Source organism: Niabella drilacis, assembly GCF_900101395.1.
Classification (GTDB): Bacteria; Bacteroidota; Bacteroidia; order Chitinophagales; family Chitinophagaceae; genus Niabella; species Niabella drilacis.
Genome location: NZ_FMZO01000005.1, coordinates 388102 through 401085 on the forward strand (window position 1 = coordinate 388102; position 12984 = coordinate 401085).

The 12984-nt window shown below is 46.8% G+C and carries 13 protein-coding genes; 9 read left to right on the forward strand and 4 right to left on the reverse strand.

Annotated elements, in window-relative coordinates:
• Positions 1-12: 12 nt before the first annotated feature.
• From BLS44_RS11880 to BLS44_RS11915, 8 genes are all read left to right on the forward strand, one after another.
• On the forward strand, positions 13-1779 hold the full coding sequence (locus tag BLS44_RS11880) for an alpha-L-fucosidase (protein WP_090390266.1): 1767 nt from the start codon (positions 13-15) through the stop codon (positions 1777-1779).
• 266 nt (positions 1780-2045) lie between these two features.
• A complete protein-coding gene (locus tag BLS44_RS11885) occupies positions 2046-2762 on the forward strand; it encodes a LytR/AlgR family response regulator transcription factor (RefSeq protein WP_090390267.1) in 717 nt (238 codons plus the stop codon).
• On the forward strand, positions 2762-4903 hold the full coding sequence (locus BLS44_RS11890; protein ID WP_090390268.1) for a sensor histidine kinase: 2142 nt from the start codon (positions 2762-2764) through the stop codon (positions 4901-4903). Before BLS44_RS11885 ends, BLS44_RS11890 begins: the two co-directional genes overlap by 1 nt.
• Before the next feature lie 115 nt (positions 4904-5018).
• Complete coding sequence (locus BLS44_RS11895) at positions 5019-5774, forward strand: hypothetical protein (RefSeq protein ID WP_090390269.1); 756 nt, start codon at positions 5019-5021, stop codon at positions 5772-5774.
• A 238-nt stretch (positions 5775-6012) separates the two neighbouring features.
• Positions 6013-6720, forward strand: coding sequence for a hypothetical protein (locus BLS44_RS11900; protein ID WP_090390270.1), 708 nt, complete (start codon positions 6013-6015; stop codon positions 6718-6720).
• Between the two features lie 27 nt (positions 6721-6747).
• Positions 6748-7293: a hypothetical protein gene (locus BLS44_RS11905; RefSeq protein WP_090390271.1), complete on the forward strand. Its 546-nt coding sequence runs from the start codon at positions 6748-6750 to the stop codon at positions 7291-7293.
• Positions 7294-7305: 12 nt separating this feature from the next.
• Positions 7306-7821: a hypothetical protein gene (locus tag BLS44_RS11910; RefSeq protein ID WP_090390272.1), complete on the forward strand. Its 516-nt coding sequence runs from the start codon at positions 7306-7308 to the stop codon at positions 7819-7821.
• Between the two features lie 39 nt (positions 7822-7860).
• Positions 7861-8691 (forward strand): hypothetical protein, encoded by an 831-nt coding sequence (locus BLS44_RS11915; protein ID WP_090390273.1) that lies wholly within the window; start codon positions 7861-7863, stop codon positions 8689-8691.
• A gap of 735 nt (positions 8692-9426) precedes the next feature.
• On the opposite strand, the gene BLS44_RS11920 is transcribed toward BLS44_RS11915, so the two are convergent.
• Positions 9427-9765: a hypothetical protein gene (locus BLS44_RS11920; protein ID WP_090390274.1), complete on the reverse strand. Its 339-nt coding sequence runs from the start codon at positions 9763-9765 to the stop codon at positions 9427-9429.
• A gap of 657 nt (positions 9766-10422) precedes the next feature.
• Here BLS44_RS11920 and BLS44_RS11925 point away from each other — a divergent pair.
• Positions 10423-11007, forward strand: coding sequence for an RNA polymerase sigma-70 factor (locus BLS44_RS11925; RefSeq protein ID WP_090390326.1), 585 nt, complete (start codon positions 10423-10425; stop codon positions 11005-11007).
• A 284-nt stretch (positions 11008-11291) separates the two neighbouring features.
• Here BLS44_RS11925 and BLS44_RS26535 read toward each other — a convergent pair whose 3' ends face one another.
• The 3 genes from BLS44_RS26535 to tnpA form a co-directional block, all read right to left on the reverse strand.
• Positions 11292-11432, reverse strand: coding sequence for a hypothetical protein (locus tag BLS44_RS26535; protein WP_176954400.1), 141 nt, complete (start codon positions 11430-11432; stop codon positions 11292-11294).
• A gap of 166 nt (positions 11433-11598) precedes the next feature.
• On the reverse strand, positions 11599-11739 hold the full coding sequence (locus BLS44_RS26540) for a hypothetical protein (RefSeq protein WP_176954401.1): 141 nt from the start codon (positions 11737-11739) through the stop codon (positions 11599-11601).
• Positions 11740-12291: 552 nt separating this feature from the next.
• The gene (tnpA, locus tag BLS44_RS11935) at positions 12292-12735 is read right to left on the reverse strand and encodes an IS200/IS605 family transposase (RefSeq protein WP_090390276.1); all 444 of its coding nucleotides are present in this window, start codon (positions 12733-12735) and stop codon (positions 12292-12294) included.
• Between the last annotated feature and the right edge of the window lie 249 nt (positions 12736-12984).

The window sequence follows — 12984 nt, forward strand, 5'->3', positions numbered from 1 at the left end:
AAACAACGCAATATGAAAAGATTTGCAATAATGATTTGCCTGCTGATTGCCTGCCGGGGCGCAAAGGCGCAGGAGATGGACAAGATGTGGGGTAGCTCCCAGGCGAAGAGCAAAGACGGGGCAACGCGCAGGGCTGCCTTTTTTGATGAAGCCAATTACGCTATGTTTATTCACTGGGGATTGTTCTCGCAGCTGGCCAACGAGTGGCAGGGGAAAACTTACTACGGTATCGGAGAATGGCTCATGAATGAGAATATGGCCGGGATCCCTGTTGAGGAATATAAAAAAGCGGTCAGGGGGTTTAACCCGAAAGACTTTGATGCCTATGCCATTGCCCGGTTGGCAAAGGATGCAGGTATGAAGTATATCGTCATCACCAGCAAACATCACGATGGGTTTGCCATGTATGATTCAAAAGCCTGCGATTTTAACGTGGTTCAGCAAACACCCTTCGGACGCGATCCCATGAAGGAGCTTTCCAAAGCCTGCAGGGAGCTGGGACTGGGATTCGGGTTCTATTATTCCCATAACCAGGACTGGACCTACCCGGGGGGCAATGGCGGCCCGGCAAAGGATGCCGCGGGGAACCCCAAAACCTTTGATGATTATTTTAAGGAAAAGTGCCTGCCGCAGGTAGAGGAGATCACCCGGAATTATGGCGATATTGCCCTCGTCTGGTTTGATACGCCGGGGGGCATGCCGGAAAAATATGCGAAGCAGCTGGTGGAAACGGTGCACCGGAACCAGCCGGGGGCGCTGGTTTCCGGCCGGGTAGGGTACAACCTGGGCGATTACCAGACCCTCGGCGATATGGAAACGCCGCTTGAAAATATCAGCGGTCTTTGGGAGGGCATTGATGTAACCAATGATTCCTGGGGCTATGCCTGGTATGATGAAAACTGGAAGGCGCCGGCGCAGGTATTGTCGGGGCTGATCGCTACGGTAGCCCGCGGTGGCACCTTCATGTTGAACGTGGGGCCTGACCGCAGCGGCGTGGTGCCGGCGCCGGCACAGCAATCATTGCGGTCTGCCGGTAAATGGATCGCAAAATACCCGAAGGTTATTTACGGTGCAGGAGCTTCCCCCTGGAACCACGCCCTGCCCTGGGGTGACGTAACCACCCATGGCGGCGACCTGTACCTGTCGGTATTGCACTGGCCGGCACGGGGTAAACTGTATGTGCCGGGCCTGCTGTCCGGCGTATCCGGCGTAAGCCTTTTAAGCGGCGGGCAAAAAAAACTGAAGTTCCGGAAAGAAGGAAGCTGGCTGGTGATCGATGTACCTTTTTTAAGTCCCGATCCCCTGGCATCCGTTATCAAACTCACACCAGAGAATAAGATACCGCTGAAAGTGGACCCTGTGCAGGCGGTAGACCCGGAATGGGGCATTGCCCTTTCCACAAAATTTGCTACGGTGCAGAACGGGTCGGTGGGCAAGCACCAGTGGATGGAGAAATTTGGTGAGTGGAAAACCGCGTATGTGGTCAATAACTGGAAGGACAATACTGCTGTAACATGGGACATAGTTATTAAAGATCCCGGGTATTATGCCATTGACCTGAAGTATGCAGGAGCTGGCAGGATGGTGTGGCGGGTAGCAAACAGTGAAGGTATCGCTATCCAGAACCAGCAGGGAGCAGATCATATATATGCCAGTCACCCTATTGGCTGGCTGAAATTTAACGAAGCCGGCCGGCACCGGGTAACGGTACAGCTGGTAGAGGGCGATCGGGGAAAAGCGAGCTTAACAGGGATGCAAATAAAGCCGGTGGTTTTTTGATACCGGGCCAGGGTAAACGCATCCAATTGCAACATTGATCAGCTCCGGAGGAGCATTGTGTTTTTCGCAAATGTGTCGTTTTAATCGACGCGGCTCCAAAGGAGCCGGGTTTTCTCATTAACATCCTGCTATAAACACCGGGCGCTTACCGTGCCTGGTAATGTTCCTGGTTCCGCTCTTTTTACCCAATTTAGATGCGGTTGTCCTGCCTTGTCGCCGGCGGCAATGCCTTATTTTGGTATATTTGAGTAAATTTACCATCGCCGATGACGAACAATATACGCTGCATATGTATTGATGATGAACCGGACGATTTATTGCTGCTAAACGAGTACATAAAAACAGACCCACTTTTAACCTGTGCAGGTTGCTTTTCATCGGCTTCTGACGGCTTACAGGCCATTCTTTCCCTGCAACCGGATCTTGTTTTTTTGGATATAGAAATGCCTGGCGCTACTGGGTTGGAGATTTTGAAGCAACTGAAGGATAGAATCGAACTGGCCGTTTTTGTTACCTCCCATCCGGAATTTGCACTGGAGAGTTTTGAACTTTCTGCCTTTGACTATATCCTGAAACCTGTCACTGAAAAACGTTTTGCTTCCACCGTACAAAGATTGAAAGATTACTGGAACATGAAACAGAAGGCAATTACCTACGAACTATTGCACGGGACGGAAATACTGCTCATCAGTGAGGGACGCCACAAGACCAAACTACCGGTAAATGAAATCATTTACCTCGAAGCCATGCAGAACTATACCAAAGTGGTCACCCGTCAGCGCAGCTATCTTACCCTTGTAGGTTTCAATGCCTTTTTAAACAAATTGCCACAGACCGGTTTTTTGCGCATTCACCGCAGTTATGCGGTAGCCAGCGATAAGATCAATGGATGGGTTTCGTCGGATGAGATCATTTGCGGCAATGCTACTTTGCCGGTCGGTAAAACCTATAAGGAGATTGTAAAAAATGAAATCACCAGATAATGCGAAAAACCCTGCTTACCTTTCTTTGTTTTTTAGTAACTATTGTTGTTGCAGCCCAACAACCCGTTCTCAATTTTGATGCAACAAAATACAAAACCTCCGGAGAGCGACTCAAAGCGCTTGGGGATCTATGCGATTCTTCAGCCAGGGTTGAAGCGTACAGGAATATGTTTACGACGGCACGTTACGCCCTGCTGATAACACCGGCAAATGATTACTACAACCTTTCCCGGTTCAATTTTTACATTGGTGCCTATAACCAGGGAATAGATGGGGATACCGCTATTGCTTATCTGGAGAAATCGGTGGACTATGGCCGCCGTGCCAACAATCCGAAACGAATTGTAAACGGACTGGAACGCTTGCTGTATATGTACAGCGAAATGGACGGTTATGCCCGGCAACGCGACAAAGCCGCCCAGGAGGCACTGCGTATCGTTGATACTACACGTAACAATCGCTTCAAACATAGCATGTACAATGCACTGACGAAGTATTACGAAACACTTGGACGTCGCGAGCAACAGATGAACGTGATGCTGGCAGATCTGGAGATCTTTAAGCAAGATCTGCCTTTGCAAAAATTGAATGGAGCGGATTCTACAGACCTCGGTGTGGCCTACATCAATATCAGTGCGTTGTACCTGGAATTGAAACAGCCTAAAAAAGCGTTGGAATACCTCAGTCCATCCAAAAAATTCCTTGATGGGTATAAGCACGCCATCCTTCATTATTATAAAAATACGGCGGATGCTTATTTGCAGTTATTCCGGCCGGATATTGCCAGCGTGTACCGCGACTCGCTGACAGATTTTTCCATGCAGGAATTTGGGCCGCCACCCACAGACAAGAAGAATGAGCGGAACGATTGGGACATAAGGATGTTCTCCGATCTGTCTTTTGCCGATTATTACCTGACCAACAAAAAAGTTGACAGCGCCCTGTTTTATATGAATATTGCCCGGTCACTTGCCGAAACATCGCTCCTTGATACCCTTAATTTGACTGCGTTTAATTATAAAATGGGGCAGACACTTGTTGCAGCAAAAGACTATACCGCGGCGCTTCCTTATTTGAAAAGCGCCGAAAAAATAGGTCTGGACCAGGGGCCGGAACAATACGGCAATGTGCTGCGGGAAATAGCAAAATGCTACTCGGGTACGGGACAGTGGCAGCAGTCGGCACTGTACTACGAAAGGTATTTGCCTATTCGGGATTCTCTGTACACAGTGGATATACAAAAAAGCATGGCCGATGCAGAAGCCAAATTTCAAAACAAAGAAAAGCAACAGCAAATCGAGGCACAACAAAAAGACCTCGGGTTCGCTAAAAAGCAACGCCTGTGGCTTACGGCAGGTTTATTGCTCACAGCGGTTATTGCCGTGATGCTGGTGGTATTTTACAGGAATAAGAAAAAAACAGCGGATGTGCTGGACGGTAAGAACAAAGAGTTATCCGAACTGAACAATGAACTGGAAGAGGCCAACCAGACCAAGGCAAAGCTCTTTGGTATCATTGGCCACGATCTGCGTGCTCCGGTGAAACAAATGTACCAGTTCTTAAAGTTGCAGAAACTGAATGTGCACAATGAACAGGAAAAAGCAGGGCGTGCGGCCAAGATGGAAAAAGCCACCGAGTCCCTGCTGGAAACGATGGAAGACCTGCTGCTCTGGAGCAAAACACAGATGAGCCGGCTAAACCCGAATGTAAAGGAAATAGCGCTGTTGCCCGTCCTGCATCCGGTAGAACAATTGCTCCAACTGCCTGTTGAAGAAAAGAGCATTCAGCTGCAGAATAATATTGCACCGGGCACAACCGTTATGGCCGATGACAATTTTCTACAGACCATTTACCGAAATCTTTTGCAGAATGCCGTCAAGGCTTCGCCGCCGGGCGCAACGATTGTTGTTGGCATGGCAGCACAGCACGGCCATGCGATATTGTCCATCCAAAATAGCGGACGCAGCTTTGCACAGGCAGATTTTGAACAACAGACACTGGCCGGACGCACGACCCAAACCCTTAATGGCCTTGGCCTGCAGCTGGTAGCGGAACTGTCCGGCAAGATGAACGCAGCAGTCCGTTTTACAGCCCTGGCTGAAGGCACGTTAGCCGAGGTTATTTTTGCTGCTAAAAACTGATTTTTTTCATTCGTCAATTAAAACACTCCTTTCGTCAATACAATATGGCGGCGGGTACGAGGTTGCAATAAGTTTGTTGTGTAACAAAATTCAACGTTCCAATAAACTTTTATCAATGAAAATGAAATTGCTCCCCGTATTGCTCATGGCCATTGCAATAACGTCCTGCACAAAGGATAAGGCCCCGGCAAAGGACCAGAAAATTCTGTTAGCCCGGACTACAACTGTTAGCGGTGGTAGTACAACTATTGATGAATACAGTTATGATGATTTGGGGCGTATTACCCAAATAATATATGCAAAAGGAAGCCCGTATGAAGGCATCAACTCCTTTACTTATGACGCCAAAGGAAACATTGCCGTTGAAAAACTTTCAGCCGATGGCATCGGCCGCGTGGAATATGCTTACGATAATATGAACAGAATGGTTAGCCAGCAAAAATATATGAATGACGGCAGCAAAGATTATAAAAACGAATACGCCTACTACAATGACAGGGTGGAAAGTATGCGAACAAGCAGGTATGGCACGGTTACCAAACAGGTATTTACCTATACGTCTGACAAAAAAAATGTGCTCACATTTACCTGGTACAATGAGGATGGGAGTTTCAATGTTCAGATAACCTACACCCCTAATAATATAAAAGACCCGTATCGCACCACAGGCCCTATCGGTGCTTTTAGCAATTACAACCTTACAGATAAAGATGTAATAATGGATTACTCCGACGGTCCTGTTCCAACGATCTATGGATCTACATACATCTATACGGCCAACGCCGATGGCTATCCAATTAGTTGCAAAGAGTCGAACAACAACGGAGGCCCGGTACACACAACAACTACTTACGAGTACATAAAAAAATAATTGCCGCAAATGTGCCGCATATTTTTATGAACCCGGCAACAGTACTACTATCATCGGTTTTGCGTCGCACACTTGTACAGCAGTACTACTACTTTCAGCATCAAACAGAAACAGGCACTAAATACAACAGCATTAACCAATAAAAATATACAGATGAAACGCCCATAATAAATTTATCACACAGGGGAATGTTTATAGGGCGTTCCATCAGACCATTAAAAAAATAAAAAATAAACTGATGAAAAAAATAATTGCGGGCATAATTTGTTCGGCATTTGTTGTAAATGCCGGTGCGCAGGTACAGGTACTAAAACCTTTACCAACGCCAACTCATATAAACAACAAGCCTTCCGGAAAAATACCGCCAATAGACCCACGTATCCAAAAAGCTGCAGAAGAAAAGAAGCGCATTGACAAAATATTAAACGCCACGGTTTCTAAAATAACGTTTACTGCCTGGGGCGCTGATCTTTATAATCCTAAGAGAACTTTAGTTATAACATTAGAAGGTGTAAATGACAATAAATTTTATTGGAGTAAAAATACACAGGGTGGTGAGATTATAGAAACCATAAACAAACCGAAAAATCATTCGAGAACCTGGAGTTTTTCCCCTGCTGATGCGCCTGGTTTTAAAAATGCCAATTACAAAAGCTTCCTCCAAAACGGCTTTAAAGCCCGTGTTTGGAAGCTCGACTCAGATAACGGAAGTCCGTTTAAGGCCAACTTTTCTGTAACGTTTTTATTTACCGACGGAACATCTGTAGACGTGGCGTTTCAAGGCGTTACTATTGGCGGTAGCGAAGGCGTTTGGGATCTTACCGCAAAAGTAAACGGCAATCCTGTTTCAGGAAATTGGATATTGCCTGCCGCCAACAAATCGTTTCCCGGTAATGTTTTCCCCGATCCAGGAGACCCTCCTGTAAAAGTACCCGAAATACATTAGTTGCCTCTTCATCACTAAAAAAACACAATGACTAAATCCATTATTGCCGCTTTGTTATTGCTGATATTTTTTACATCATGCAAAAACAACAATAAAACAACCAATGAAACCGCGGCGTTAAACAGTATTAAAGTTGATGAAGATGATACAAAAACGGGCAGCTTTTCTTTCGACGGAAAATCGGTTGAGGGAGCCGTAAGTACACAATATTTTGGTGACAAAGTGAAAGGAAACTTTTCGGTGCTTTGCCAACATGACAATGATGGCGGGGCTGAAAATCCCAATTTTGCGCTGCTGCAAATTACATTTCTCAACGAAAGCGACGCTATCAATAATCCCTCATTGAAGGTGTTTAACGGGCCAGCATTAGCCATGTCAGATCCCATGCCCGGGCTTGCTTCCATAACGCTATCCGGCCGGGGAAATGGGCTTGCCAGTGGCAAATCATTTTTCGGGACCGGTAAAACTACAGGCAGCATGAGCGTATCTGACAGAACCATTACGTTAAAAGATATCACACTTTATAGCCGTGAAGGAGCGATGAAAACGGTAAATGCAGCCATTAATTTTTAATAATCTAAAATCATGAAAACGAAAAACGGTATCCTTATTTTATTATTGCTTATCAGCGTAAATACGATAGCACAGCAAACTACAAGGCCAACTATAAGAGTCCCCAACAGCCTGCCCCGGGGCAGTTTTGCAGGCGGCACCACTTTTAATAAAGATCAAAAATATTATTCAGAGGATAACCGGTATTTTTTACAAATGCAGAGCGATGGGAATCTTGTTGTTTATAAAGTGACAGGGCCCAATAAATTTAAAGCGATCTGGTACACGCATACCAATGGTAAGGCCATCCAGAAATGTATATTTCAAAACGATGGTAATCTGGTATTGTACGATTATAATGGGAAAGCGCAATGGGATGCCTGGACCGATCAAAAAAATAAGGACAATGCAGGGCTGAAGAAGTTTTTACCCAGGGGTGATAAATTCTACGCAAGTGGAAATATTCTCACTTTACAAACTGATGGAAACCTTGTTATTTATGCCGGCGGTATTGCAAGATGGAATGCCGGTACGTACGAAAAAAATTAGACCGTTGATTTTCTTTTTAATAAACGAAAAACTTTTGAGATGAAAAATGGTATCCTTCTTTTACTGCTGATGACAAGTCTGGCCACATCGGCACAGACTGTTGGCAAGAAACTGGAAAACAAAGCTAATGAAGCGGTGGATAAAGCCATCGACCAGGTGGACCTTTATGAACTTTTTTCAAAGAAGAAGAAAAAGAAAAATGACAAAAAAGCAGAAGACCTGGATCCGGAGAAAACCGGGGAAACAATCAACAAAAATCAGGAGGTTACAAAGGAGGGTATTTCGCAGGGGGGCGGGAATCCCGGTATTGCCTCAACGATGGAAAAATCCGGAAAATACCTGATGTCTTACCGGGATATCATGATGGGTGATCAAAAAAACACCAAATTCGGCCCCTTTTTTGTGCCCTCCACCGGTCAATGTGTTGATATAGAAAGCGCGAATGAAATGCAGGGAGATGTGGCTATGGTATTATTTAGTGGCTACGGCGGGTCGCTGATCCTTACCTTCCCGGCCAACGCCAAAGAATCCGATTTAAGCATCAGCTATGATGATATTGATCTATTCAAAGAAGACGGTATGGGCGGATGGGAGCAGGAAAATATCAACTCCGGGGAACTATACAAAGGAAGCATGAGTGACGCAACATTTGAAAAAATAATAGAAGAAAATAGCTGGAAAGCCTTTAATGCTGGTTATGCCAATAATATGGACGGCCAGTATGTAAACTATACAAATCCAGTTGCCGGAGTGTATTGCATTAAGTTCAGTAATTCATTAAGAGCATTAATGCGTATAAAAAATATAGTACCCAAAAGCCCGAAAGGGGGCAGTATAAAATTTGATATAATTGTAGAATGTAAAAAGTAAGATCACGCGTAAAAGTAATGCTTGAAGCCGTTGCCGGTTGCTGAGGCTGTGTACGGATCCCCGATACTCCCCCCGAAGTTGCGCATGCGCGTCAGGTTGATTTTAGGAATTTAGTGGTTAAAGGCCAAAGCTGCAGCGCAGCGTCGCTCTTATTAGCAACGAACAGGAGATGGACCAGAGGTGCAGCGCACCGGTACTATAAGTCTCCCCGGAAAAGATTCCCGCCGCGCTGCGGCTACGGGTAAGTCCCTGGAAGTGCCTGTTACCATTATTTGCGGCGCGCTGCGCCTGCTATCAAAAGATCAGGTCCCTTTCGGCCTCCAAAGGCTTATTCATACTACATTTTATGGCGATAGACCTGTTTTTTATCTTGATGCGCATGCGATAGTCATCGCATGCGCATCAGGTTAATTTTAGGAATAGTGGTTAAAGGCCAAAGCTGCAGCGCAGCGTTGCGCTTATTAGCAACGAGCAGGAGATGGCACAGAGGTGCAGCGCACCGGTACTATAAGTCTCCCCCGAAAGGATTCCCGCCGCGCTGCGGCTACGGCCAGGTTCCTGGAAGTGCTTGTTACCATTATTTGCGGCGCGCTGCGCCTGCTATCAAAAGATCAGGTCCTTTTCGGCCTCCAAAGGCTTATTCATACTACATTTTATCGCAATAGACCTGCTTTTTATCTTCACATTCCCACTCCCGGATTTTCGGAAGCCATATCTCCGCATCTTCAAATCATCTTACAAAGTTTCGGAACTCAAATTGTTCCTGCTTCTTTTTCCAGCAATTCCGGTTTTCTGAGAAGGGAGCCTGTTATCTGCAGCCCTTTGTATACGTGCATTCAGCAGGGACCGGAACCGCTTAAAACCGGAGGACGCCTTCTTTAAGGAATAGCCCGGGGGGGCTCCTTCCTGCAGGAAGCGTGTCCAGGCTTTTTGTAAGGCCAGCAGCTGTCGTTCAGCATCAAGGGGCAGGGAGCGGCCGCTTTTTTCATGCATGGAAATACTGCTTTTGGAGGTGTCCAGCAAGGCTGCCAGTTCTGTTTGGCTGAATGCGGTTTGTTGTCGGAAAGAGATCATGATCCGTATTTTTTATCGGGGTGGACAAGGAGGTGTTAACAAACTTTTTTCCGGGAACAAAAAAAAAGTTGATAAAACCCGGTTTACAAATTTTGCATAGGATCGCTGTTCGCCGGCTGCAATGGCGATATGCGCCCCGGGGGCGGGGAGGATCCTTTTGTGCAATAAGGGTTATGGCTGCCGGGTATTGCTACGGGGTGGATTCATGGAAAATTGTTTAGAAGCACTATAACAGGGGATCTGCAGGTGTCGCAATTATACAGGCTCACAGCGGTCAGTACCTGGTCATTAACGGGCTTTCAGGATAGGGGGCTACTCCGGGGAAGGAGGACTGTGTGCTTTTTTCAATAGCGCCATACTGGTGCGTTTTGTTTGCTATAATAAATATAGTAATTATTTATTATTTGTATAAGGCGTAATTGTTAAAATTCAGGGGGCCATTTTAAGTGACATAGGAGTGGCGATCACAACCTGTTATGCACTTATGGCTTTCGGCAGCTCCGGAATCGTAATAGATGTTAAAATAGTATATCTTTTAGAATATCCTGTAAGACTATCGGAGTATGATTTGTTGTTTCTTTGAAAAGAAAGGCTGATTATAGAATCGATTGCATAATTGATGCATTCCAGCCTGGTAAAAAAGCAGCTGAATGCCGGATGCAAAGGACGGATTTACCATATTTAATAAAGTGGATCTCTGAAGAGGGGAATGAGCAGGCGTTTGACGCACTGATGCGTTATTACTACCCGGGTTTATTATCCTTTGCCTGTTCGATATTGAACGACCGGCCACTTTCGGAAGAAGTGATCCAGGATATTTTTGTGCAGCTTTGGGTGAACCGGAAAACCCTTCCCGCTATTCAGAACCTGTCCAACTACCTGTACCGGGCTGTAAAGCAATCCTGCTATACTCAGTTTGCCAAGAGGAAGAAGATCCATTTTGAGGAGCCCGGCGAGTCACTGCCCGTTGCCTATACTGCGCCGGATTCAACGCTCATCAGCCGGGAAAACCTGCAACAGATTGCGGATGCGGTGAATCAGCTGCCTTCCCGCTGCCGGCTGATCTTTCGCCTGGTAAAGGATGAAGGGTTAAAATACAAAGAAGTGGCAGAGATCCTGGACCTTTCCGTAAAAACGGTGGAAGCGCAGATGTCCATTGCTTTAAAAACACTTTCCCGGGCCCTGGAAGCCGCTTTTCCCGAGGAGGGGCGTCACTTTTTCAGGAAGAAACGAAGTTCTTAGGACCTGTATTTATGCAGGGCCTGTTGCAGGCGCGGATCCCGCTTCCATTATGCGGAGCGCCGCCAAAACATTTCTGTAATACCGGTCATCTCTATAATCGTGAAGGGTTTCGGCTCGGCGCCGAAGGCTCTCGTATAGGCATGGGGTTGAGCCGCTCGGCCCCGTGAGGGGTTAAACCCGGACAGCCGGTGGTATAACCGCCGGCTTGTTTGTGCCCGGTGTGTATTGAACCCCTGCGGGGTTCAACGAAGATTCCGGTCATTAACCCCGCGTTTCACGCGTGGTTACCTGGATGGAACCCCTGCGGGGTGATCCTGGAGGCCGGCCGGCCCCTCATTATAAACAGAGTTTTCGGCTGCCGTTTCTTCATCGCAGGTATCGTCCATGAGGTTCGGCGCTATTTTTTTAAGGTCTTGTGGAGTCATACAGTTTAGGAGGCGTATATGTATCAGGTAGAGCCGCTCGACCCCGTGAGGGGTTAGGCCCGGATAGCCGGTGGTATAACCGCCGGCTTGTTTGTACCCGGTGTGTATTGAACCCCTACGGGGTTCAACGAAGATCCCGGTCATTAACCCCGCGTTTCAAGCGGGGTTACCTGGATGGAACCCCTGCGGGGTGGTCCTGGAGGCCGGCCGGTCCTTCATTATAAACAGAGTTTTCGGCCGCCGTTTCTTCATCGCAGGTATCGTCCATAAGGTTCGGCGCTATTTTTTTAGGGTCTTGTGGAGTCATACAGTTTGGAAGGCGTATAAGCATCAGGCAAAGGCGTTAACCCCGTGAGGGGTTAGGCCCGGATAGCCGGTGATATAACCGCCGGCTTGTTTGTGCCCGGTGTGTATTGAACCCCTGCGGGGTTCCACGAAGATCCCGGTTATTAACCCCGCGTTTCAAGCGTGGCTACCTGGATGGAACCCCTGCGGGGTGATCCTGGAGGCCGGCCGGCCCCTCATTATAAACAGAGTTTTCGGCTACCGCTTTTTATAGTAGACGTGGTCCAAGAGGTTCGGCGCTATCTTTTAAGGTCTTGTGGAGTCATACAGTTTAGGAGGCGTATATGTATCAGGTAGAGCCGCTCGACCCCGTGAGGGGTTAAACCCGGACAGCCGGTGGTATAACCGCCGGCTTATTTGTGCCCGGTGTGTATTGAACCCCTGCGGGGTTCAACAAAGATCCCGGTCATTAACCCCGCGTTTCAAGTGCGGTTACCTGGATGGAACCCCTGCGGGGTGATCCTGGAGGCCGGCCGGTCCTTCATTGTAAACAGAGTTTTCGGACGCCGTTTCTTCATCGCAGGTACCGCTCATCAAATTCGACGCCGTTGTCAATGAGGAGCCTTTTGAATTCATCATGAAACGGTTCCTTTTTGTGGTGTTCTTTTTGATTTTTAATATAGTTAATAACTATATCTTTTTGTTTTAGTGAATAGGTGAACGCTCCATAGCCTTCCTGCCATCCTTCAAAATAAGGGAACAGGCCGCTGTGCTTCATCCAAAGGCTGGATGCTACTTTGATATCCCTGATATAGTCGGCAAGTGATACTGATGGATGCAGGTCGGACAAAAGATGGATATGATCGGCTATCCCATTAATACGATACAGCTTACACTTATTGTTTTTAACAATTCCCGAAATGTATTTGTAAAGTTGTTCACAGTTTTCTTCTTCGATGGTTTTTCTGCGATATTTTGTACCGAAGACTACGTGGTAAAAGATTTGACGATAACTCATGGTTTTTCATTTATCGGTTAATAGGTCTATTAAGATACAATTATTTTCATGAAACCGTTTTTTTATTTTTTCTCGGGTCATACAGTTTGGGAAGCTTATCTGCATCAGGCAAAGGCGTTAACCCCGTGAGGGGTTAGGCCCGGACAGCCGGTGATATAACCGCCGGCTTATTTGTGCCCGGTGTGTATTGAACCCCTGCGGGGTTCAACGAAGATTCCGGTCATTAACCCCGCGTTTCACGCGTGGTTA